18 protein-coding genes are annotated in these 22,189 nt (G+C 70.3%); 10 read left to right on the top strand and 8 right to left on the bottom strand.

Annotated features, from left to right (window positions below; genetic code table 11):
* Positions 1-48 precede the first annotated feature (48 nt).
* Positions 49-990 carry a class I SAM-dependent methyltransferase gene (locus VGJ14_13430; GenBank protein HEY2833422.1) on the top strand — a complete coding sequence of 314 codons (942 nt, stop codon included), beginning with the start codon at positions 49-51 and terminating at the stop codon, positions 988-990.
* 6 nt (positions 991-996) lie between these two features.
* Here VGJ14_13430 and VGJ14_13425 read toward each other — a convergent pair whose 3' ends face one another.
* A complete protein-coding gene (locus tag VGJ14_13425) occupies positions 997-2,655 on the bottom strand; it encodes a glycosyltransferase family 2 protein (protein HEY2833421.1) in 1,659 nt (552 codons plus the stop codon).
* Between the two features lie 271 nt (positions 2,656-2,926).
* Between VGJ14_13425 and VGJ14_13420 the strand changes: the two genes are divergently transcribed.
* The 3 genes from VGJ14_13420 to VGJ14_13410 are packed head-to-tail and all read left to right on the top strand — an operon-like array spanning position 2,927 to position 6,026.
* Positions 2,927-3,769, top strand: a complete 843-nt coding sequence (locus tag VGJ14_13420; protein HEY2833420.1) for a glycoside hydrolase family 16 protein — start codon at positions 2,927-2,929, stop codon at positions 3,767-3,769.
* The gene (locus tag VGJ14_13415) at positions 3,769-5,013 is read left to right on the top strand and encodes a glycoside hydrolase family 16 protein (GenBank protein ID HEY2833419.1); all 1,245 of its coding nucleotides are present in this window, start codon (positions 3,769-3,771) and stop codon (positions 5,011-5,013) included. Before VGJ14_13420 ends, VGJ14_13415 begins: the two co-directional genes overlap by 1 nt.
* Positions 5,014-5,033: 20 nt before the next feature.
* On the top strand, positions 5,034-6,026 hold the full coding sequence (locus VGJ14_13410) for a class I SAM-dependent methyltransferase (protein HEY2833418.1): 993 nt from the start codon (positions 5,034-5,036) through the stop codon (positions 6,024-6,026).
* Here VGJ14_13410 and VGJ14_13405 read toward each other — a convergent pair.
* Complete coding sequence (locus VGJ14_13405) at positions 6,023-7,048, bottom strand: glycosyltransferase family 2 protein (protein ID HEY2833417.1); 1,026 nt, start codon at positions 7,046-7,048, stop codon at positions 6,023-6,025. The genes VGJ14_13410 and VGJ14_13405 overlap by 4 nt on opposite strands.
* Positions 7,038-8,000, bottom strand: coding sequence for a UDP-glucose 4-epimerase GalE (galE, locus tag VGJ14_13400; GenBank protein ID HEY2833416.1), 963 nt, complete (start codon positions 7,998-8,000; stop codon positions 7,038-7,040). Before galE ends, VGJ14_13405 begins: the two co-directional genes overlap by 11 nt.
* Positions 8,001-8,054: 54 nt before the next feature.
* On the opposite strand from galE, the gene VGJ14_13395 reads away from it, so the two are divergent.
* The gene (locus VGJ14_13395; GenBank protein ID HEY2833415.1) at positions 8,055-9,995 is read left to right on the top strand and encodes a glycosyltransferase; all 1,941 of its coding nucleotides are present in this window, start codon (positions 8,055-8,057) and stop codon (positions 9,993-9,995) included.
* Here the strand turns inward: VGJ14_13395 and VGJ14_13390 are convergent.
* From VGJ14_13390 to sigE, 3 genes are all read right to left on the bottom strand, one after another.
* The gene (locus tag VGJ14_13390) at positions 9,992-12,514 is read right to left on the bottom strand and encodes a glycosyltransferase (GenBank protein HEY2833414.1); all 2,523 of its coding nucleotides are present in this window, start codon (positions 12,512-12,514) and stop codon (positions 9,992-9,994) included. The genes VGJ14_13395 and VGJ14_13390 overlap by 4 nt on opposite strands.
* Positions 12,515-12,613: 99 nt before the next feature.
* Entirely contained in the window at positions 12,614-13,168 is a 555-nt protein-coding gene (locus VGJ14_13385) for a zf-HC2 domain-containing protein (GenBank protein ID HEY2833413.1), read from the bottom strand.
* Positions 13,165-13,755, bottom strand: a complete 591-nt coding sequence (gene sigE, locus VGJ14_13380; GenBank protein ID HEY2833412.1) for an RNA polymerase sigma factor SigE — start codon at positions 13,753-13,755, stop codon at positions 13,165-13,167. The genes VGJ14_13385 and sigE overlap by 4 nt, the downstream gene beginning before the upstream one ends.
* Before the next feature lie 128 nt (positions 13,756-13,883).
* Between sigE and VGJ14_13375 the strand changes: the two genes are divergently transcribed.
* Positions 13,884-14,522: a class I SAM-dependent methyltransferase gene (locus VGJ14_13375; GenBank protein HEY2833411.1), complete on the top strand. Its 639-nt coding sequence runs from the start codon at positions 13,884-13,886 to the stop codon at positions 14,520-14,522.
* On the opposite strand, the gene VGJ14_13370 is transcribed toward VGJ14_13375, so the two are convergent.
* Together VGJ14_13370 and VGJ14_13365 are read right to left on the bottom strand one after the other, a co-directional pair.
* Positions 14,523-16,016: a leucyl aminopeptidase gene (locus VGJ14_13370; protein HEY2833410.1), complete on the bottom strand. Its 1,494-nt coding sequence runs from the start codon at positions 16,014-16,016 to the stop codon at positions 14,523-14,525.
* Between the two features lie 44 nt (positions 16,017-16,060).
* Positions 16,061-16,228, bottom strand: coding sequence for a DUF3117 domain-containing protein (locus tag VGJ14_13365; GenBank protein HEY2833409.1), 168 nt, complete (start codon positions 16,226-16,228; stop codon positions 16,061-16,063).
* Between the two features lie 247 nt (positions 16,229-16,475).
* Between VGJ14_13365 and VGJ14_13360 the strand changes: the two genes are divergently transcribed.
* The 4 genes from VGJ14_13360 (at position 16,476) to VGJ14_13345 (ending at position 22,188) form a co-directional block, all read left to right on the top strand.
* Positions 16,476-17,564 (top strand): hypothetical protein, encoded by a 1,089-nt coding sequence (locus VGJ14_13360; protein ID HEY2833408.1) that lies wholly within the window; start codon positions 16,476-16,478, stop codon positions 17,562-17,564.
* Positions 17,565-17,741: 177 nt separating this feature from the next.
* The gene (locus VGJ14_13355) at positions 17,742-18,899 is read left to right on the top strand and encodes a hypothetical protein (GenBank protein HEY2833407.1); all 1,158 of its coding nucleotides are present in this window, start codon (positions 17,742-17,744) and stop codon (positions 18,897-18,899) included.
* Between the two features lie 210 nt (positions 18,900-19,109).
* Positions 19,110-20,177, top strand: coding sequence for a hypothetical protein (locus VGJ14_13350; GenBank protein ID HEY2833406.1), 1,068 nt, complete (start codon positions 19,110-19,112; stop codon positions 20,175-20,177).
* Between the two features lie 364 nt (positions 20,178-20,541).
* A complete protein-coding gene (locus VGJ14_13345) occupies positions 20,542-22,188 on the top strand; it encodes a hypothetical protein (protein ID HEY2833405.1) in 1,647 nt (548 codons plus the stop codon).
* Position 22,189: the final 1 nt, after the last annotated feature.

Below are 22,189 nucleotides of genomic sequence, written 5' to 3'. Positions count from 1 at the left end.
ACCGGTTAGCGATACTCGTTCGACCTGACCGTCGGGGTGGAGGCACGCATGATCACCGCACTGCGCACCGCGCGGGCGACGTTGCGCGCCGGCGGGGTACCCGCAGTGCTGCGTGGTGCGCGGCGCCGGCTGGCCAGGAAACTCGACCCGGCCCCGCGCCCGGTACCGAAGTCGACACGTCCCAAGAACGCGGCTGCAAAGCGCCCCGCCGGTCCGCCCGCCGTCTTGGACGCCTACGTGCACACCGCCCCCTCCGCCCAATGTGCGGTGGACATCTTTCAGGGCGAGTGGTCCTCCCGACTGCCCGCTGCGGTGGGCGCAAGCGCTGGCCGGGTCGGGCTGTTCGATGACGCCCGGATCCATTGGGCGATCGAGCAGTTCGGCGGTGTGGACGGGTACCGGGTGCTGGAACTGGGCCCGTTGGAGGGCGGTCACAGTCACCTGCTGTCCACCGCCGGCGCCGATGTGCTCGCCGTGGAGGGCAACACCCGGGCCTACCTGAAATGCCTGGTGGCCAAGGAACTCACCGGCTCCCGCGCCCGGTTCCTGCTCGGCGACTTCATGGCCTACCTGCGCGAACCCGATGGGCACTTTGATCTGTGTCTGGCCAGCGGCGTGCTCTACCACATGCGCGAGCCGATGGAGACGCTCGCGCTGACCGCTGCGATCGCCGACCGGCTATTCCTGTGGACCCATTACTGGGACGCCGAGGTGACGGCGGCCAAGCCCCCGTTGGCCGCCAAGTTCGAGGACACCACAACCGCCGAGGTGGACGGCTTCGAGTACACCCTGCACCGCTACGTCTACGGCGACGCGTTGGAGTCCTCCGCTTTCTGTGGCGGCAATGCCGCGTACAGCAACTGGTTGAGCCGGGCGGATCTGTTGGCCGGGCTGGCCCGGGTGGGTTGGTCGGTGGACGCGATCGCGTTCGATGACCCCGGCCACCTGAACGGCCCGGCGTTGGCCCTGGTGGCTACTCGACAGCGCTGAGCTCGGCTACCGCCACGGGTGCGGCATCGGGTCAAGTTGCGGCGGCGGGGCGAAGCCGGGCAGCTTGACCGCGTCGGTGTCCAGCCACCGGGTGTCACCCTCGGCTGGGATCCAGGTGTGGTCGCGACCGCGGAAGTAACAGAACCCGAGGTCGTGGATGCCGTAGATGGCACCGCCCGCGGTGCGCACCGCGGTCAACAGCACGGCATCCTCGCCCACCGGCACCGCGGCGAATCCGCCCAACGCACGCAGCGCGGCGCGTTCGAGCAGGATCGTGCCGCCGTGCACCCAAGTAGTGGCGGCTTCGGTGGGCACGTGCGTCCAGCGGATGGTGACGTCCGGGCCGGCCAGGTAGACGTAATAGCCACCACAGCCGACCAGCAGTGCGCCGCTGTGTTCGTGTGCCTGCACCAGATCGGTGATGTGCGCCGGGCCGTACCAGTCGTCGTCGTCGAACTTGGTGACCAGGTCCCCGGCGCAGTGATCGAGGCCGATATTCAGGGCCCGACCGAACACCACGTCCGCGCCGACCTCGACGATCTGCAGCGGGCGGGGAAACCCGACAGTGGCGTCGGCCACCACGGGATCGGCCGCGGTTGGCCCGTGCAGGACCAGCACCACCTGCAGATCTGCCCAGTCCTGTCGGGCTATCTGGGCCAGGGCGAAGGGCAGCAGCGCGGTGCGTCGGGTGGCCACCAGCACGCTGACCGTGGGCTTCGGGCGGGTCGGCACGCCGAGTGCCGCAGCGGTGGCGGCCCAGCGGGCGGCCGGGGCGAACCGGGCGAGCGCGAGCCGCCGGGTATCGATCGACCAGGACTCCCGGTCGATGGGGTCGGCGAGCGCGTCCGGGTCCAGGGTGCGCAGCCGAGCAGTCAGCTCCAAGCCCAGCGCCGCGTCCAGTCCGGGATCCTTGGCGCACACCGGGATGCCCGCACAGCACAGCTGCGCGACCACCCGCGGATCGAGACCGTCCGCCACCCGGACCGCGCGCACCGCACGCAGCGCCGCGATGTCGTTCTCGGTGAGGCCGGTCCACGACTCGATCCGGCGTTCGGCATCGGCCCAGCGCAGCGTGCCGTCCCTGTCGAGCAGCGCGACCTCGGGCCCGGCTGCGCAGAACCCGCGCGGTGCACACAACACGGTGTCCACCGGCGGCAGTCCGCCGCTCACCCGGGGCACCCGCGGATCCACATGCAAGGTGTTCGGGCCGACCAGCACGTCGTGAGCGGCCGGCAGGGCCGGGTCCACCGGGCCGAGAGCCGCCCCGACCGTCGGATCACCGACGGCCCAGACCAATGCCTCGGGCCCGGTCAACCCGACGCGCAGTCCCGCAGTACGCGAGAACGCCGGCAATCCGGCGTCCAGCACCGCACGGGCGATCATCGCGACCTCGGTGTGCTTGGCCAACTCGACGCCGATGTGCAGGCCGGTTTCGGCGCGGCTCAGTTCCGCGGTGGTGGGCACCCGACGGCCCACCGCGGCGGGCACCCGCAGCAACTCCGGGCGGTCGGTCGCCGCCACCCGGACCACCAGACGTCGGGTACGTCCGGCCAGGCCCAACCAGGGCAGCGCCTGGCGTAGCGCGGCCAGCGAGGGCGCGTGCACCTCGACCTCGTCCCAGCGCTGCTTTGCCTGAGCCGGCGTCAGTTCGCTGAGAGAACTCACATGCGCGCTCGACCCGGGGACCGCCCGGGCACCCGGTAGCAAGATGTCCAGCCGGCGCGGTCCCCCCGCGGGCGGTTCGTCGGCTTTGGCCGGCGATGGGGTGTCCGGCCCCGACCGGGCCTGCCACGTCCGGCCGGCCGGCCCCCGTCTGGTGGTCATGATCTCCGCAGCGTAGTCGGGTAACGCGCGGGTCGCGGAAGCCGGAAGAACGCAACGCGACAGGTCTGCACCCGTACCCTGGCGGAGGTTTTTGTGATCACGGGGAGGACACTTGAACGTCAAATTGGTGGGCGCAGCCACGGCGGCGGCGACGGCGCTGGGGGCGGTTGCCGTGATGGCTCACGGCAGCGACGGCGCGCAGGCTGCCTCGAGCAGTTACCAGCCGGCCTGGGCCGATGAGTTCAACGGCTCCTCCTTGTCCTCGCAGTGGAAGGTGTTGCCCACCGGGGCCAACGCCGGTCGCACCTGCGCGGTCGCCACGAAGAAAATGTCCACGGTGTCCGGCGGCGAGGCCAAAATCGGCGCCGCGGTGGACACGTCGAAGAAGAAGACCTCGACCTGCCCGACCCACTACTTGAACAGCCAGATCGAGACCACCAAGAGCTTCCTCTACGGCAAGTTCGAAGCCCGGATCAAGTTCCAGGGCGACCGCGGCATGCACGCGGCGTTCTGGATGCTGCCCTCCGCGGCAGCCCCTGTGGTCGGCACCTCCAGCGCGGACCTCCCCGGCTACCGGGGCGTCGAGGTCGACGCGGCGGAGTACTTCGGGGACGCCTTCGGCAACCCGAAGGCGGGCATCTACAGCTACGTCTACTCGCCACAGCCGGACGGCTCCGCGAAAAAGATCGGCGGCCGGGCGGCGAAAGCGACCTCGGTCATCGGCAGCAAAAAGCCGTCCGGCGGATACCACACCTACGCGGTGGAGTGGACGCCCACGGCGTACATCTTCTCGGTGGACGGCAAGGTGACCCAGCGGATCACCGAAGGCATCTCCCACCGCCCGGAGAGCGTGCTGCTGAGCCTGCTCACCTCCGACTGGGAGGTGCCCAAGATGAACAACAAGAAGCTGCCCGAGGCGATGAGCGTGGACTGGGTCCACGTGTCCCAGAAGTAGTGGCCACCCGACCGGCCCGGCTGCGGGTCCGCATGCTCGGCACCTTCGGCGCGCTGGCCCTGGCCGCGGTTGGGGTCAGCGCGTGCGGCGCGGCCGGCGGTAACCACGCCGCATCGGCGCCGCCCGTAGTCACCGCGGCGAGTCCGGCAGCCTCGGCCGCGCCGGCCACGAGCCCTCCCACGATGGTCAATGACCCCGCGCAACTGGTGCTGCGACCCCCGATCGGGCAGGACGCCGGCGGCCACCAGCTCATGCCCGGGGTGGCGTCGTTCCAGCCGGCAAAGCCCGGCGCCAAGGTCACCGTCGAGCGCAGCAGTGACGGCGAGAAGTGGACCCCGGCGGCCACCGGTGAGCAAGACAAGGACGGCGAGTTCGTCTTCCAGGTGTCCGCGTCCTCCGACACCAACGCGCCGAGCTACCGGGCCACCAGCGACAGCGGCAACGGCCCCATCACCACCGGCTCGGTGAGCTCCTCACCGTGGAAGCTGGTATGGGGCGACGATTTCGACGGCACGTCGTTGGGCTCGGACTGGACCGTGCTGCCCACCGGGGCGTACGCGGGGCGCACCTGCGCCAGCGCGACCGCGGACATGGGCACCGTGCACGACGGCTATGCGGTGATCGGGGTGGCGCACGACCCGTCGACCACGCCGGCGGTGAGCGGGAAAATCTGCCCGAGCGGCAAGTACTTCAACGCCCAGTTCGGCACGCAGAACTCCCACACGTTCACCTACGGGGTGCTCGCCGCGCGGCTGAAGTACGAGCACGCCGAGGGCATGCATGCCTCGTTCTGGATGTTGCCCGGCGGGACGGGCCCGGCCAACCCGGCGCCGGACAACCCGGCGCAGACCGGGGTCGAGGTGGACATCACCGAATACTTCGGCGACGACTTCGGTGCCGGCGTGGGCAACGGCGATTACCACGCCTACGTGTACTGGCCACAGCGGCAGGCCAACGGTGCCATCACCAGCGTGAAGACCGGCGGCGCCCAGGACTTCAAGAAGTACTACCCCGGCAGCATGCCGTCGGACGGATACCACGTGTACTCGGTGGAGTGGACGCCAACGCAGTACATCTTCCGACTGGACGGTGTGGAGACCTCGCGGTTGACCGTCGGCGTGTCGCAACGCCCGGAATACCTGCTGCTCAGCCTGCTCACCTCCGACTGGGAGGTACCCAAGCTGACGGCCGGGCAGGTCCCTGCGTCCATGTCGGTGGACTGGGTGCGGGCCTGGCAGCAGTAACCACCCAATAGGCTCGTCCGGTGCAGGCGTTGCGGGAGTGGGTGCGACGCATCCCGCCGGTCGCGGCGCTGCTCGCGGAGCGGGACCGGTTGCGCCGGGAGAATCGTGAGCTGCAAAGGGCCAACCGGAATCTGCGGGCCCGCAAGCCTGCGGCCGGACCGGCCGTGCACCCCGGCGCCGAGGTGCTGCAGGTCGTGCCGCCCGGGCATTTCTACTCTCCGATCCCGGACCTGACCGACGTGCGCGCCCGGGCAGCGCAGATCTTCGACCGGAACCGGGCCGACCTGCCGGGCATCGAGGTACACGCCGCGGACCAACTCGCGCTGCTTGAACCGTTCGCCGCGTTGTACGCCGAGCAACCGTTCGCGGCTCGACCGCACGACGGACTGCGCTACGGCTTCGCCAACGACTACTTCGCCCACGGCGACGGGCTCGCCCTGTACTCGATGCTGCGTCACCTTCGTCCGGGGAACGTGGTCGAGGTCGGATCGGGCTGGTCCTCGGCGTTGATGCTGGACGTCAACGAACGATTCCTCAACGGAGCGCTGCACCTCACGTTCATCGAGCCCTACCCGGATCGGCTGAACGCACTGCTGCGCCCGGAGGATCGCGCGCGGGCCACTGTGCTCGACAAACCCTTGCACGCGGTGGCCGATTCGGTGTTCGGTGACCTCGGCACTGGGGACCTGCTGTTCATCGACTCCACCCACGTCAGCCGGATCGGCAGCGATGTGAACCGGTTGCTGCTCGAGGTGGTGCCGGCGCTGCCCGCGGGCGTGCACGTGCACATACACGACATCTTCTGGCCGTTCGAGTACCCGGAGGACTGGGTCTATCGGGGGCACGCGTGGAACGAGGCGTATCTGCTGCGGGCGCTGCTGATCGGGCAGCCGCAGCTACGCATCACCTGGTTCAATCACTACCTTCAGTGCCGGCACTCGGACGCGGTGGCCGCAGCGATGCCGATGTGGGCGAACAATCCCGGCGGCAGCATCTGGTTGCGTACCACCTAAGGCTCGGGACCGTCGTCCGGGTGCGGGATCAGCTCCACCTCGGGCACCCGACCGGTAATCCCTGATGCAGCGTCAGCCACAGCCCGGTGCACGATCGCCTCGAACGTGGCCGACCAATCCGGAGCGTCGCGCGCGACCCGCCCCCGCCAGGCGTCGAGGAACGCAGTGTTCCAGTCAGCCAGCACCGCGGCCGGATCGGCATCGAAGTACCGCTGGGCGAAACGCAACCGGTTCCGCGTCATGTAGTAGATGTAGTAGACCGTCGGAAGGCCCGGACGGGACCGGTTGTGGTGCACCACCCGGGCCCGTTGATCGACCAGGCAGGTCCAACCGGCCGCGATCACCTCGCGGCAGTAGGCCGTCTCCTCGAAGTACAGGAAGTAGTCCTCGGGCAGCAGGCCCACGCTGCGCAGCACGTCGGCCCGGATCAACATCGACGCGCCGTTGACGTAATCGACCGCGATCGGTTCCGCGGCGGGCGGAGTCTCCTTGGCCCGCAGCCCGTAGTTCAGGTGGCTGGGCGCGCCGAAGCGGGCGGCATCCACGGTGCCACCATCGAACTGGATACGCCGGTTGGGGAACAGGATCCGCGGACCCAGCACGCCTGCGTCCGGTCGCGCCACCGCGGTGCGCAGCAGGCGACGCAGCGCGCTGGGCTCGGCCTCGGTGTCCGGGTTGAGGATCCAGACGAACTCCGCACCCGCGTCCAGCGCGCGTCGGATGCCGATGTTGTTGCCGGCCGCGTAGCCCAAATTCTCCCCCGACGCCAGGCAGTCCACGTCCGGGCCGAGCCGGGCGAGCAGGTCCCGGTACGCGTCATCGGCCGGGCCGTTGTCCACCACGATCAGCCGCGGCACCACACTGCCCGCGCGCACCGCCTCGACCGCGCGGAGCGTGTCCTCGGCAGCGCGATAGTTCAGCACCACCGCGGCAGTGGCCGGCAGCGACTCGGTCGGGCCGACCGGGCGGGCGGGCGCCGCGGTGGGACGACGGCGCAGTTTCGCCAGTCGGTCAGCCCACACGCTGCCACGCCTCCCATGCGCTGGCGATCATGTCGCGCAGGTCCCGTTCGGCCCGCCAACCGAGTTCGGCGGCGATGCGCTCCACCGCACCGACCACGGCGGCCGGGTCGCCGGGCCGACGGGCAACCACCTCCCGCTCCATCTGATGCCCCGTCACCTCGGCCACAGTGTCGAGGACCTCCTGCACGGTGACCCCTACTCCCCGCCCGACGTGGAAGATCCGGCCGTAGGGCTGGGAGTCGGTCAGCCGTTGCACCGCGGCCACGTGGGCCCGGGCCAGGTCCACCACGTGGATGTAATCGCGCACGCAGGTGCCGTCCCGGGTCGGCCAGTCCCCACCGAAGACCTGCGCGCGTTCCCCGGCGCTCAGCGCGGCGAACACCGCGGGGATCAGGTTGGTGACACCGCGATCGCCGAGCTCCGGCGCTCCCGCCCCGGCGACGTTGAAATACCGCAGCGCGATCCAGTGCCACGGACCCGCCGACGCGGCGTCGGCCAGCATCCACTCGCAGATCAGCTTCGAGCGCCCGTACGGATTCTCCGGCAACGTCGGGGACTCCTCATCCACCGAATCGGTACCCGGAGTGCCGAACACCGAGGCGCTGGAGGACAACACCAGGCGGCGCACGTGGGCGGCCCGCATCGCGGACAGTAGTGCGCCGAAGCCGCCGACGTTCTCCCGGTAGTAGTACAGCGGTCGGGCCACCGATTCCGGCACCGACTTCTTGGCCGCCAGGTGCACCACACCCTGCACGTCGTGGTCGGTGAGCAGGTGCTCGACCGCGTCCACGTCCGCGATATCGCCCTGCAGGAACGGCACGTCCGGGGGCAGCCGGTCGCGCCGGCCGGTGGAGAGATCGTCGAGCACCGCCACCGGCTGACCGGCGTCCCGCAACGCACGTACCACGTGCGCCCCGATGTAGCCCGCGCCGCCGGTGACCAGCCAGGTCATCACGGCACCCTAAGGTGTCGTGCGGAGGCCGGGACGGGCAGGGGGAGCAGTCACATGCCGAACCAACGCAGCGTGTCGGACACCGTCGCCGGGCTGCGCCGACAGGCCCGGAGGCTGGCCACCTCGGCGACCGCGAACCCGGTACCCGCTCCGAGCCGGCCCTCCGGTGACCGCACGGCGCATCGACTGCTGGTGCTGGTCTCGGTGGTGGAGGCCGAGGCTCGCGCGCTGGTCGAGGCCTCCGGGCCGGACTGGACGAGTACCCGGGTCGGGCAACTGCGCGGCGACGACGGGCGCAAGCAGTGGGCCGAAGTCGCGGTGGTCGCCGGTTCGCTGGCCGAACTGCGTCGCATCCTGCCCTGGTTGGTGCGCGCCGGGCAGGCACGCCGGGTCACCTTCGCCGTGCTGCACACCGATCGGCTGCAGGCCGTCGCCGTCCCGACCTCGCTACTGCGCAACGAGATCACCGAGATCGCCGTGCGCCGACCGGCCGACGGCGCCCCCGGGCCGCTGGTGCTCACCCTGGGCGTGGCCGATCCGATCGCCGTACAAGCGTTGGGCCGCGTGGTGCTGCGCGCGCCCGGCGCCGCGGGCGGCATTGTGCCCGCCGCCGGACTGCGCCTGGGGCTGACCTCGGCCGATGCCCTGATATGGGCGGCCGGGGACAGCGCCGCGCTGCTGGTGGGACCCAAGACCAAGATCCGCCACCCGGTGGAGGGCACCCTGGTCGACCTGCTCATCGGCCCGGACCTCGAGGAACCGAACGACGACATCCCCCACCTCTACCTCGACGAGGGGCTGCGGCTGCCCCCGGTGGACACCGTGGTGGTCTCCCCGTCCGGGTTCGAGCGGGAACCTTCTGCCACCATCGGCCGGCTGACCGTGGACAACGGCGCGGGCAGCTTCACCATCGGCACCGCCGGTGCACCGCTGCAGGGAGAGGTCCGCATTGGGCTGACGGAGAATCACATTGCAGCGCTGCGCGACCTGCGCGCCCTCCAGGTACCCGACGCGGCCTCCGCCGACCGTTGGGGACTGGCCCGGCTGCTCAGCCAACTGGCCTGCGCGGGGGTGCCCACCTCGGCGCCGGGCCTACCCGCAGAGGTCGCCGACGCGCTCGGCCCGACGCTTACCAGCCGGCTGAACTGCGAGGGCGCCGACTGGTCGGACGCGATCGCCCGCGAGGACTGGTCGGTGACCACCCGCCGGGCGGCGCTGTCCCGCTTCGCGCCCGCCACGTTCTGGGCCACGCAGGGTGCGCGTCTCGGTCGGCCGATCACTCCCGCGCCGGGCGTCAGCGCGCTGCTCACCACCCGCCGCGCAGCGAACCTGCCGTTCGCGCTGGCCCAGGTGGCCCGCCAGGATTGGCCGGAGTTGGAGACCGTCCTGGTGTTGCACGGCATCAGCCGGGACACCCCCGGCGTGGCCGAGGCCCTGGCCGGCTTCGAGCGACCGCTCACCGTGGTCGAGGTCGACGGCGGGGTGCTGTTCGGCATCGCCCTGGACCGGGGCCTGCGCCAGTGCACCGGGCGGTTGGTCACCAAGATCGACGACGACGACTGGTACGGACCTCATCACGTCACCGATCAGGTGCAGGCACATGCCTATTCCGGCGCCACCATGATCGGGACCTCGGGCTTCTTCGCTTACCTGCACAACAGCGACGTCACCATCCGTTGGACGAACATGCCGCCCCAGCGACGGGTGAAGTTCGTGCACGGCGGCACGATCCTGATGAGTCGGGACGACACGCTGGCCTTCGGCGGCTGGAAGGCGACCGCCCGCGGGGTCGACGCCCACATGATCAAGATGATCCAGGCCAATGGCGCGCTCATGTACTCGATGCACGACCTCGGCTTTCTGTACTACCGCGGCCAGGACCACACCTGGATGCCCGAGCAGGGCGACCAGCGCTGGCTCGCCAAGGAGCCCCAGCAATGGGCCGGCTTCCACCCACCGCCGCAACTCGACCCGCTACCGCACCCGAACCTCTAGGGGCGGCGGAATAGCTGCTTGTGGGAGAGCTGCCGGGTCAGGCCGCATACCGCTGCATAGGACCGTTCGCAGCACCCGGTGCCGCGCTCGCCGAAGACCTCGGCCGCGCGCTGCGCATGGCCGGCCTCCGGCACCCCGCCGCGATCCAGCGCGGCGTGCACCGCGGCCATCGCCGCGTTCGCGTCGGTGGTCACCGGACCCAGACCGAGATCACGGAAGGCCCAGCCGGCCGCGGAGGGCTCACCGGGCTGCAGGTGCACCACCGCGCGACCCAACCAGGCCGCGTCCAGGGTCAGCGGGGCCTCGTCGGTGAGCACCACAGTGGCCCGGGCCAACAGCGCGGCCGTATCCGAGCGGTGCAGGTCGTACATCTCGATCCCGCCCGGCACCGTGCCCCCGCTCAGCGCCCCGGCCCGCTCGACATCGGTGAGCAGCACGGTGCGCAGGTCCGCACCGCGGACGTCCTCGCGGGCCAGCAGCGCCCGCCACTCCGCCGGCCCGGACTCCCCGACCGGGACCACCAACATGGTCGGCCCGCCCGGTGGCAGCCCCCGGCCGGCCTCCAGGAGTCGATCGAAGCGCGGCGCGCCGGCGACCCGGACCTCCCGGTCGGTGAGCAGGGATGAGGATCCGTCAGAAACCAGCGCCAGCTGCTCGGCCAGGGTCGGGGTGAGCACCAGATCCAGGCTCTCCAGGGCGCGGGCAGGGACCGCGGTGGCTGGACCCGGCGCCAGGTAGGTACGCCGCGCACCGGCGGGCAACTCGACGGAGACCGGGCAGAAGGCCGCCACCTCCGGGGTGGAGGCGATCAGGTGCCGAGCATGCGACAGCGCCATGTCGTGGTCCCGGCTGCCGTACGCGATCAGCCGGAAGTCCTCGGCGGACAGCCGCTCCCAATCGCCGCTCTCCCGGCCGAGCAGGAACCAGGCGTTCACCCCGGCCTGGCGCGTGCGCAGGTAGCGGTACAGGTGTTCGGCGTCGCCCCGCGCGGCCGCCCGGCCGTCGGTGAGCAGCCAGGCATCTGCGTAGCGACGCCGCGACCAGCCGCTGCGCGCGGCCACCCGTCCCAAGGCGTTGTCGACCAGCTCTTTCGGCGCCGGACGCTCCCACTGAATGGCCTCGCGCAGCACGGCGAACGTGCCGGTGTCGCCGACCGGACCGGGCGTCTGCTCATCGGCCGGGGGCTCGCGGTCGGCCAGCCCGCGCCAGATCGCGCCGGCCCCCAACGAGTATCGACGTCCGGCGGGCGGGCCGACGATCGCCTGGCACGGTTCACCGTCCACCCACACCGACACCGTGCCGACCGCGGGCAGCCAGGCGATCCGTTCGGTGACCAACGGCCGGCCGAACCAGGACCGCTCGCGGACCTTGCCGAAAACCGGCTGCACCGCCTTGCCCCGCACCCGGAATTCCTCGCCCTTGACGTCGCGGAAGTGCCGCACCCGCACCAGCCGACGGTCGATGTCCAACTGGTCGAACCAACATTGCGACACCGGCGGGCCCGGCGCCTTCAGCCCGTGGAGCAGCGCCCGGCGCAGGTCCGCCGACACCGGGGTGATCTTGTACTCCTCGATGGTCCGGGCATCGATCAGCGTGAGCACCTCGCGGAACAACGCGAGAAACTCGTCCTTCCACTCCTGCGGGATCCGCGATGTGGGCGAACCGCGACGACGTTCCCGACGGAAGTACCGCAGCGCGTCGTAGAGCACCACGTTCTGTGTCCAGACCGGCACCCTGCCGCGTTGCTCGGCCACCCGGCGCAGCAGCTCCAGCCAGCCATAGCGCGGGACATCGCAGTACTTCCCCCGCATACTCCACCCGGACTGCACCGCGGAGCTTTCGTCGGCCCGCTTGCGATACAGGTAGACCGCGTCCTCCAATAACGCCAGCCGCGGGTGCTCATAGGCCGCCAAGTGAAGCGCCGTCAGATAAGCGTCCTCGAACGTGGGCCGGACACGTGGGTCGACGCTCAGCTCCTGCGCCTGCAGCTCGGCGCGGCGGAAGCAGGCGGTCGGCGCGGACAGGTGCACGAACCGGGGTTGGGTCGCCAAATCCACTACGCGATGGTGGGCGTCGGCGAACTTGAACCGCAGCGGATGGGTGTCGGAACGCTCCCCGGTTGCCTCGTGCCAGAACACCAGGTTGGTGGTCACCAAGTGCACGTCCGCACACTGCGGCGAGTGCAGGAACTCGCGCACCACCTGCAGGTAACTCGGCGTCAGGATGTCGTCGGGATCCGGGAAGGTGACCCACGCGCCGGTCACCTCGGCCAGGCCGGCGAGGCGGGCGGCAGCCGGTCCGCCGTTCTCCAGGGTCAATAGCTGCCCACGCACGCCCGGACGCGCGGCCAACCACGCAGCGGCGATCTGCCCGGATCCATCGGTGGAGCCGTCGTCGACGAACACCAACTCGATGTCGTGCAGGCCGCCGTCGGCGGCATCCAACGAGGCGAGGAAGTCAGCCAGGTAGCCCGCCACCCCGTACATCGGGACGACCAGCGACAACAGCACGTCAGGCACCGAGCCCTCCCCGCTTCCCCGAGATTGCGCGCACACTACTCGCCTGCAGCACAGCGTTTGGCAAGGACGCGACCGGCGGGCGAACTGCGGGTGGCAGGCTCAGCGGGCGCGGACCAACTCCGCGCCCTCGATGTGCGGCAGCGTGGGCAGTGCGATCGGGTCCGGCACCCAGACGTCGCCCTGCGCCGGCGCGGTGTCATCGGCGTCGGAGATCGTCGGCCCGGCCGACAGTCCGCCGCCCACCGACGCGTGGCGGACCGCGTGCGAGTGCGCGATGGAGCCGTCGGACAACACCGCGGAGCCGACGGTCAGCGCGGCCACCCCGGCCACCCCGGCGGCCAGCAGGTGCGCACCGGGCAGTCGGCGGCGATGCGCCGGGGTGTGTACCGGGAAGCCCTTGTCCGCGCCTGCCAACACTGACGGCCCGTCAGCGGATGGGATGGACAACAGCGAGCTCATCAGCGAGTCCGACGGGGCGGGCGCACCGTGCTCACGTAGCCCCGCCTTGGTGTGCGAATCCTTGACCGCGGCCACCCGACAGGTCGAGCACAACGACAGATGCGCGGAGACCAGTTGCCGGGTCCCGCGCGGCAACTCACCGTCCAGGTAACCGCTCAGGCGGTGACCCAGGTGGTGACGTGGCTGCTCGGTCACGCCTCTACCTCACGCTGTGCGGGCACCTCGTGGCGCCGCGCGCGGTGCTCCAGCGACGCCCGCAACCGGGTGCGGCCGCGGTGCACCCGGCTGCGCACGGTGCCGAGCTTGATGTCCAGGGTGGCCGCGATCTCCTCGTAGGACAGGCCCTCGATGTCGCACAGCACGACCGCAACGCGGAACTCCAGCGGCAGGTCGTCCAGGGCACGCTGAACGTCGGCGTCCAGATGACGATCGTCGAAGACCTGCGCCGGGCTGGGCTCGCGACCGGGCAGGCGCTCGTGCGCGTCGTCCGCCAAGCCCTCGAAACGGATTCGGCGCTTGCGGCGGACCTGGTCGAGGAACAGGTTCGTGGTGATCCGGTGCAACCAGCCCTCGAACGTGCCGGGCGTATAGCTGGACAGCGACCGGAACACACGGACGAAGACCTCCTGGGTGAGGTCCTCGGCGTCGTGCTGATCGCCCGTCAAGCGGTAGGCGAGTCGGTAGACCCGGGCGGAGTGGGTGCGGACAATTTCCTCCCACGAGGGGGGCGTCCATTCAGCGGCGGCCGGCAGCGGGACCTGGTCCACCTGCAGTGTCCTCATGTATCCCAACCTTGTGCCGCTCCCTGTGCAACGGCTATGGCCTCTGTCTCAACCTGCTGTGGGAAACGCGCGGCGGGTCGGCAAAGTTCCCGGTGTCGCGCCAATAGGCTGCTGCTCGGAGGCGACAGATGACCGTGTCCGAGATCCTTGTGCAGATGCAGACCACCGACAGCGACGGCTTCGTCCCCGAGGACGAGGTGCTGCGCGCTGCCCGCGCCCGGGCCGACGCGCTGGGCGTGACCGTGCCCAGCCCCAGCACCGGGGCGGCACTGCGGTTCCTGGCCGCCCTGCTCGATGCGCACTCGGTGATCGAGATCGGCACCGGTGCCGGGGTGTCCGCGTTATGGATGTTGCGCGGCATGCGCCCGGACGGGGTGCTGACGTCGGTGGATGCCGATCCGGAGCACCAGCGAGCGGCCAAGCAGGCCTTCGCGGACGCGGGCCTGCCCGGCAACCGCACCCGGTTGATCGCCGGTCACGCCGCCGACGTGCTGCCCCGGCTGACCGATGGCGGTTACGACCTGATGTGGGTCAGCGGCGATCCGACCGAGTACGCCGAGCACCTACGCGAGGCCCCGCGCCTGCTGCGCGTGGGCGGTGTGGTGGCCTTCGCCGACGGCCAGCGCGCCGTGCTGCGGGAGTCCGACCCGCGCTCGGCCGCCGTTCGCGACCTGGGTCGGGCGCTTTTGGACAGCGAGCAGTTCGCCGCGGTGCTGCTGCCCATCGGCAACGGCATCCTGGCCGGCGCCAAGCGCCCCGCCCGCTGACTAGCGGCGGTAGGACTCCAGCCAGCGCAGCAGCAGGCGGACGCCGTAACCGGTGCCGCCCTTGGTGTTCTCGTGCTCGTCGGCGTCGATCTTGCCCGGGCCCGCCATGTCGATGTGCGCCCAGCGGCGGGCGCCGGCGAACTCGCGCAGGAACAACGCGGCGGTGATCGCGCCGCCCTGCACCTTGCGGTCGCGCGGCACGTGCGCGAGGTCGGCCACCGGCGAGTCCAGCGCCCGGCGGTAGTCCTCGGTCAACGGCAACCGCCACAGTCGATCACCGGAGGTCTCCGCAGCTGCCAACAGCGCACCGGCCAGCCGCTCGTCGTTGCTGAACAGTGCCCCGATGCGTCGGGTCAGCGCGAGCGTGGCGGCCCCGGTCAACGTGGCGAGATCCACCACCAGGTCCGGGTCCAGCTTCGCGTCCGCATAGGCCAGCGCGTCGGCCAGCACCAACCGCCCCTCGGCGTCGGTGTTGAGCACCTCCACGGTGCGCCCGCCGTAGTGCCGGATCACGTCGCCCGGACGATAGGCCGATCCGGACGGCATGTTCTCCGCGGCGGCCACCAGGCCGGTCACCCGGACCGGGATGTCCAGCGCGCGCAGCGCGCTCATCGCCCCGATCACCGCGGCCCCACCGGCCATGTCGGCCTTCATCGCCACCATGCCGTCATTGGGCTTGAGCGACAGGCCGCCGGAGTCAAACGTGATGCCCTTGCCGACCAACACGATGTGCGGCGTCTTCGCGGCGCCGTCCGGAACATAAGTCAGCTGGACAAACCGCGGCCCCCGGCGAGCCGCGGCCCCGGCGCCCACCGCCAGCAATCCACCGAAGCCCTGTTTCGCCAGCTGCTCGGGCTGGAAGATCTGCACGCCCAGCCCGGCCTTCTTGGCCATCGTGGCGGCCTGCTCGGCCAGCCAGGCCGGGGTCTTCTTTGCCGAGGGGGTGTTCGCCAGGTCCCTGGCCAGGCACACCGCGGTTGCGGTCACCTGTCCGCGGTCCAGCGCCTCGCCGGCCGCGGTGACCGCCTTGTCGTTGCCCTTGACGTGCAGGGTGACCGCACCGACCGCCTCTTGCTTGGCCGGCCCGCTGCGCAGCCCGTAGCTGTACGACCCCAGCGCGAGGCCCTCCACCAGCGCTCGCAAACCGTCCGGGGTCACCGACATGCCCAGCGTGGTGGACAGCTTCTTGCGGGTGCGGACGCGCCGGGCCACGGCGGCGCCCGCCCGACGCAGCTCGGTGACCCCGCCCGCGCCCACGCCGACCAGCAGCAGCTGTTCTGGGCCGGACCCGGCCGGGATCGGTATTGACACGACGTCACCGACCGCGCCGGTGGCCTTTTCGCGGGCCGCCAACGCGGTCAGGTCCAGCCCCAGCGCCTTGCCCACCTCGGCGACACCCGGACCGGCCTGCGGGCCGTCGGCACCGAGGGCGATGGGCAGGGCGAATACCTCGGCACCGTCACCGAGCAGGGGCCGGCCGGTGGCCAGCGTCATCGAGGTCACGATCCCAGCCTCACGATGTTTCTGGCCGCCGCTGGTCAGGCGACCACGCCCTGGAGGGCCTCCCCGAGAGCACCTGCCTCGTCGGCGGAGAGCTCGACCACCAGTCGGCCGCCACCCTCCAACGGAACCCGCATGACGATGCCGCGACCTTCCTTGGTGACCTCGAGCGGTCCGTCACCGGTCCGCGGCTTCATGGCCGCCATGCTCAGCTCCTCTCCTGTGCCTGTGCGCGCGGAACCATTATCGGGGATCGCCCCGTCGACCGCGCGCGGCGGACCCCCCTTCGGCGCGCCCGAGGCTGCCGATTCATGAACGCCGGCCGGCCGCAACCTGAGAATCAATCCCCCGAATGGAGTCATCCGGGCGTGGTTGCTGTGCGCTTCACGTCCAGCTAATTACGCTGAGCACACATTGTGCCACTTGGTGTAACTACCGCTCGGGGGGGCAGTAGTGCGCAACACACGTCGGTTGACGGGCATGGCGCTGGCCGCGGCGGTTCTCGCCGCGTTGAGCATCGTGGTCCGTCCGCCGGTTTCTGCCGCCGCTGCGCAGACCGACCCGCAGCCGCCCGCGTCCGTGCCGCGCACGGGGGCGCCGCTCACCGTGCCCGCGCTGGCAGTGCCGTTCGCCGCCCCGCCGCCCACCCGCGCCCAGTGGACGCCGCTGCCCTGCGCGACCCAGACCGTGACGCAGAACGGCCCGTTCTATCCGGGCCCGTCCGCGTCCTACGTCTACGACCAGACGTTCAGCAAGTCCTACCCGATCCCCTACCTGCCCGACCTCACCCCGCAGGGCATGACGCTGTGGCCGAAGTGGTTCAGCGACGGCACGCCCCTGCTGGTGATCGGCATGTACTCCGACGGCGACTCCTACCTGGTCGGGGTCGACCCAACCACCGGCGGGGTGTTCGGCACCGTGCGCACCGAGGCGGCCCACTTCGGTGGCATCGCCATCGTCGGTAACTGGCTGATCGCCCAGCACGAGGCCCAGGACGGCGGGGAGCAGGTCCGCAAGTACCGCCTGCAGGACCTGGCGGCGGCCTTCGAGCAGTCCCGGGCCGACGGCAGCAAGCCGTTCGTACAGCGCTTCGGCGCACTGCAGCGGGTCTACTTCGCCAGCTTCATGGCCTCCTACGACGGCCACCTCTGGGCCGGGCACCACGGCGCCGGAATCGACCAAATGTACGAGTACTCGGTCGCCGAGGACGGCACCCTGACCCAACTCGGTGACCCCTGGGAGGTGCCGCCGAAGATCGACGGTCTGGTGGTCACCGCGGACCGCTTCATCTTCAGCAGCGCCTCGGGTACCCAGCAGTCGGACATGACGGTGACCATGAAGACCCACCACCTGGCCGACGGACATGGCCGGTGCTTCCGCACGCCGAGCATGACCGAGGGCATGGTGCTCAACGGGGACCAGGTCTTCGTCACGTTCGAGAGCGGCTCGGCCCGCTACCCGGACGCGGTGAACCGGGTGGCCAACCTGCACATCGCGCCGTACGCCAAACTCGCCGCGTTGCTGAATCCGCCGCCGCGCTGATCGGGTCAAGACGTCTCAAAGGCCGCTGACCTGGGTAAATGCCGCGGTGGGAAAAATTGCTCTCAACCCGGGGCACCCATGTCACCAAGAACGACGACATTGGCCGATCGAGACTTACTCTGAGTCCCTTGCAATACACATGTGGTGACATGTGCTCAAAGGGGCGGAATGAGCGCAATGCGACGTTTGGGAATGGCGGTGGTGGCCACAGCGGCCGTCACCGGCTTTGGCATGGCCTTGCATCCGATGGGGTCCGCGCAGGCCGTGGCGCCGGTCGCGCAGATCAGCGTCCCGCTGTCCGCCGGCCCGACCGCCGGCGGCCCGAGCGGGGCTCAGGCCAACCCGTCCACCGTCGATTCCGAGCCGCAGCCGGCCGCGGCCGATCAGAATCGTCCGGCCAACCTCCCGCTGCCCACCGAGCGCATCTGTGACATCACCGGACAGGGCCTCAAGACCTTCTACCCCGGCCCCTCCGGGTCGGCGCTGTACGACTCGCTGTTCAAGGCGACCTTCGCGGTCCCCTACCTGTCGGAGGACTACACCCCGCAGGGCATGGCGGTCTGGCCGCGCTGGTTCAACGACGGCGCCAGCCTCGTGGTCATCGGCATGTACCAGAAGAACCACGACTCCTACCTGGTCGGCTTGGACCCGTCCAACGGTTCGGTCTACGGCACCATCCGGGTGCTGGAGGCCCACCTCGGCGGCATCGCGGTGGTCGGCGACTGGCTGTTCGCCCAGGACCAGGCCCAGTGGGGCGGGGAGAGCGTGCGCAAGTACCGCCTGGTCGACCTGGCTGCGGCCTTCGAGCAGTCGCACACCGACGGCAGCAAGCCATACGTGAAGCGCTGGGGTGGCACGCAGCCGGTCTACAACGCCAGCTTCATGTCCTCCTACGACGGCTACCTGTGGGCCGGGCACCACGGGGGGACCGTCGACAGGATGTACCAGTACTCGGTCTCCAGCGACGGCGTGCTCACCCAGGTCGGCGACGCGTGGCAGGTGCCGGCGTTCACCGACGGCTTGGTGGTCACCGCGGACCGGTTCATCTTCATGAGCCACAACGTGAACGGTGACGAGCCCGGTTTCGTGACCGTCACCGCCCAGAACCACTACTTGTCCGGCGCACCCGGCCTGTGCTTCGGCGCGCCCTCGCTGGGCGAGGGCGCGGTGTACGACAACGGTCAGGTCCTGGTGGTCTATGAGAGCGGGTCCTACCGGTTCCCGAAATCGGCCAACCATGTGACGCACATGCACGAGGCGCCGTACGCGACGCTGAGCACGTTGGCCAACCCGACCGGGGACAGCGGCATGTCGGAACGCACCGCGCAAAGGTGACCCGGGCGCACCGGTCGAAACCCGGCGCACCCGATCGGAGCAGCGCGTCTTGCCGGCCGCTGCCTGATCACTAACGTCCGGAGCACCACCGTGGAACGGCCGCGGTCGAGGACTGGGGGGCGGTCTGCCATGTCATCTGCTTCCGGTCGGCACCGCCGCGTCCCCCAGCACCGCCGCCGACGTTCCTCACCGCCCCGCAAGGCCGCCGCGATGGGCGCGGCGAGTGTGACCGTCGCCGTGGTGGCCGCGGCCTCCTCCTCCGGCGCCACGACCGACGAGGCGTCGGCGACCGCCGCTGCGTTCGCCGCCCACCCGATCGCGTTGAGCCGGTTGCCCGACTCCTCGGTGTGCGCGGACGCGCCGAGCACCAACAGCTCCCGGTTCTACCCGGGGCCGTCCGCCTCCTACGTCTACGACGAGACGTTCCGCCAGTCCTTCGCGATCCCCTTCCTGTCCACGCACACCCCGCAGGGCATGGTGGTCTGGCCGGACTGGGACGGCCTGCACCACAAGCTGTTGCTGATCGGCATGTACCGCCTGGGTTCACCGTCGTACCTGGTTGCGCTGGACCCGGACACCGGGCTGCCCTACGCCACGGTGACCACCGAGGAGTCGCACTTCGGCGGACTCGCCGTGGTCGGCGACTGGCTGATCGCGCAGGACCGCCCGCGGCGCGGGCCGGAACGGGTTCGCCGTTACCGACTGGCAGACCTTGCGGTGGCGTTCCAGAAGGCGCACCTGACCGGCACGCAACCGTTCGTGCCACACTCCGCGGATCTTCAGGAGATCTACGGCGCCAGCTTCCTGGCCACGCACGACGGGTACCTCTGGGCGGGGCACTACAACGCCAACGGCCCGGACCGGATGTTCCAGTACGCGGTGTCCTCCACCGGCGTGCTGACCCCGGTGGGCCAGGCCTACGAGGTACCGGCGCAGACCCAGGGCCTGCTGGTCACCGACGACCGTTTCGTGTTCGAGAGCTCGCTGGGCACCCGCTCCGGCACGATGACCGTGGTTGAGCGGTCACCGTCGATCAGCCCGCTGGGTCGGTGCTTCGCCACGCCGAGCATGGGCGAAAGCCTCGCGGTGCTGGATGACCGCGTCCTGGTGGTCTACGAGAGCGGCTCCGCGTTGTACCCGAAGGCACAGAATCGCGTCACCAACCTGCACATCGCCCCGTATGCCGCATTGAGTGCGTTGACGAATCAGGCTCCCCCGGCATCGACGTTCTCTGAACCACATAAAGATCAACCCTCGGCCGGATCTCACTTGGAGTAGTCGATGCTCGACTCCTGCCGGTAGCTGCCGACCGGCGACGTGCAGTTCGTGCACGGGCGCGAGCTTCATGACCTCCTACGACGGTCACGTCTGGGCCGGGCACTTCGACTCCGGCGACTCGACTTCGAGAGCGGTTCGCACAAATATCCCCAGGCAGTCAATCGGGTGGGCGATGTGCACGTCGCCCCGCTGGACAAGGTGCGCTCGCTGACCGATCAGCTGCTCTGATTGGGCTGTTCGGGGCCCATCGCGGAAACCGAAGGAAGATCCACGGTCATCGCACGTTAGGTTTCCGTAAATCCTGCAGCCGCGCCCCTGGCGTTTTTGTCCGGCGCGACCATACTCCGGCGTATCCCCCGGTGGAATGCGCACGGGCGCGCGTCCATCGGTGGTACCCACCCTGGCCGACCGCCCGCTGCCGGAGGAAGTCATGTCGCCGCGTCCGCGGAACGCAGCCCTCGCGCTGCTGGGCGGACTCGCGCTGGTCACCCTCGCTCCCAACGGGCCCGTTTCGCTGCCCGCGACCCTGGCCGACGCGGTGCGCCCGAATCACTCGGCATATCACGGCGCCGTCGCCAAGGCCGCCGAGGCGGCGGCGATAGGGGCGGCCATCCCGGCCGGGGCCCGCGCGTTCGTGGCACCGCTCAGTGGCGCAACCCCGGCGGTGCGGGTACTGCCACCGGCGCTACCCGGCCCGAAGTGCAACGGCAGCCAGCGCCCGGCCAAGCGCGCCCGCTACCAGGGTGGGTCGGTCTCCCGGCTCTACGACGAGGTGTTTCACCCCGGCCCGGTGATGCCCTACCTCTCCAAGTACTCCCCGCAGGGCCTGGCCACCTGGTGGAACTGGGACGGCAAGGGCCACGCCCTGATCCTGCTCGGCGAGTACCACCTCGGGCACAAGTCCTACCTCGTCGGCATCGACCCGATCACCGGCAAGCACGTCGGCACGGTGAAGATCGCACCATCACACCTGGGGGCCATGGGCGTGGTCGGCAACTGGCTGATCGCGCAAGACACGGCCGGGCACTACAAGCAGGCCAAGGTGCGCCAATACCCGTTGTCCCGCTTGCGGCGTTTGATGACGGTGGCCAAGAACGGGAAGATGCCCTACATGCGGGCCGATGGCCGCCCGCAACCCATCCAATCCACCGGCTTCATGTTCGTCGAGCCCAACGGCTCCGTATGGGCCGGGCGGCACTCGATCTTGCGGCCGACTCGGATGTACCGCTACACCGTCAACCAGGCCAACGGCCGACTGCAACAGGTCGAGGGCCCGTGGAAGGTGCCGCCGCGCACCCAGGGCCTGCTGGTGACCGAGGACCACTTCGTGTTCATCTCCTCCAACAGCCATTACCGCGGGCAGATGAACATCGTTCGGCGTACCGACCCCAAGCAGTGGAAGGCCCCGGTCGCCTGCCTGTGGACGCCGAGCCTGCCGGAGAACATGACCCTCTACCGCGGGCACATCCTGACCGCGTTCGAGAGCGGCTCGGGCCGGTTCAACAACCACCGCACCCATAACCGCATCTCGCACCTGCACACCGGCCTGCTGGACCGGTTGCTCCAGGTCGTGGACCCGGCCGCGCTGCACCCACTGATGCTGCCCGGCCGGCCCCAGGTACTGCTGCCCGAGCAGGACGACGATCCCAACCCCGGCGATCTGTTCCTCGGCGAGACCACCGACCGCACTCTGGCCGCGTTGCCGCAACTGCCGGGGCCTCTGGGCGTCGCGGCCACACCGTCGACGTCCCCGTCGCCGAGCCCGTCCGCGACGCCCAGCGCCACGCCGAGCGCGTCGGCCACGCCGAGCCAGACGCCCAGCGCGACCGCGACGCCCGACGCGACCGAAACCTCGGCGGGCTTCGCCATCCACGAGCACGACCCCGCGATGCCCTCCAGTGCACCGCCGGCCACGAACGACGCACCGCAGTCCACGTCCACCGCCCCGGAGGACCGCATCTCCGATGCGAAGCTCACCTACGAGCAGGAGACCGGGCGCACGACGTCCTGAT

It is taken from the genome of Sporichthyaceae bacterium (genome assembly GCA_036493475.1).
Lineage (GTDB): Bacteria > Actinomycetota > Actinomycetes > Sporichthyales > Sporichthyaceae > DASQPJ01.
Note: the sequence above shows the minus strand (reverse complement) of the source record. Positions and strands in the feature narration are given on the sequence as shown.

Coding starts and splice junctions, on each gene's coding strand:
- VGJ14_13430 (HEY2833422.1), top strand. CDS start 49: ATGATCACCGCACTGCGCACCGCGCGGGCGACGTTGCGCGCCGGCGGG.
- galE (HEY2833416.1), bottom strand. CDS start 8,000: ATGACCTGGCTGGTCACCGGCGGCGCGGGCTACATCGGGGCGCACGTG.
- VGJ14_13395 (HEY2833415.1), top strand. CDS start 8,055: ATGCCGAACCAACGCAGCGTGTCGGACACCGTCGCCGGGCTGCGCCGA.
- sigE (HEY2833412.1), bottom strand. CDS start 13,755: ATGAGGACACTGCAGGTGGACCAGGTCCCGCTGCCGGCCGCCGCTGAA.
- VGJ14_13375 (HEY2833411.1), top strand. CDS start 13,884: ATGACCGTGTCCGAGATCCTTGTGCAGATGCAGACCACCGACAGCGAC.
- VGJ14_13370 (HEY2833410.1), bottom strand. CDS start 16,016: ATGACGCTGGCCACCGGCCGGCCCCTGCTCGGTGACGGTGCCGAGGTA.
- VGJ14_13365 (HEY2833409.1), bottom strand. CDS start 16,228: ATGGCGGCCATGAAGCCGCGGACCGGTGACGGACCGCTCGAGGTCACC.
- VGJ14_13355 (HEY2833407.1), top strand. CDS start 17,742: ATGCGACGTTTGGGAATGGCGGTGGTGGCCACAGCGGCCGTCACCGGC.
- VGJ14_13350 (HEY2833406.1), top strand. CDS start 19,110: ATGGGCGCGGCGAGTGTGACCGTCGCCGTGGTGGCCGCGGCCTCCTCC.
- VGJ14_13345 (HEY2833405.1), top strand. CDS start 20,542: ATGCGCACGGGCGCGCGTCCATCGGTGGTACCCACCCTGGCCGACCGC.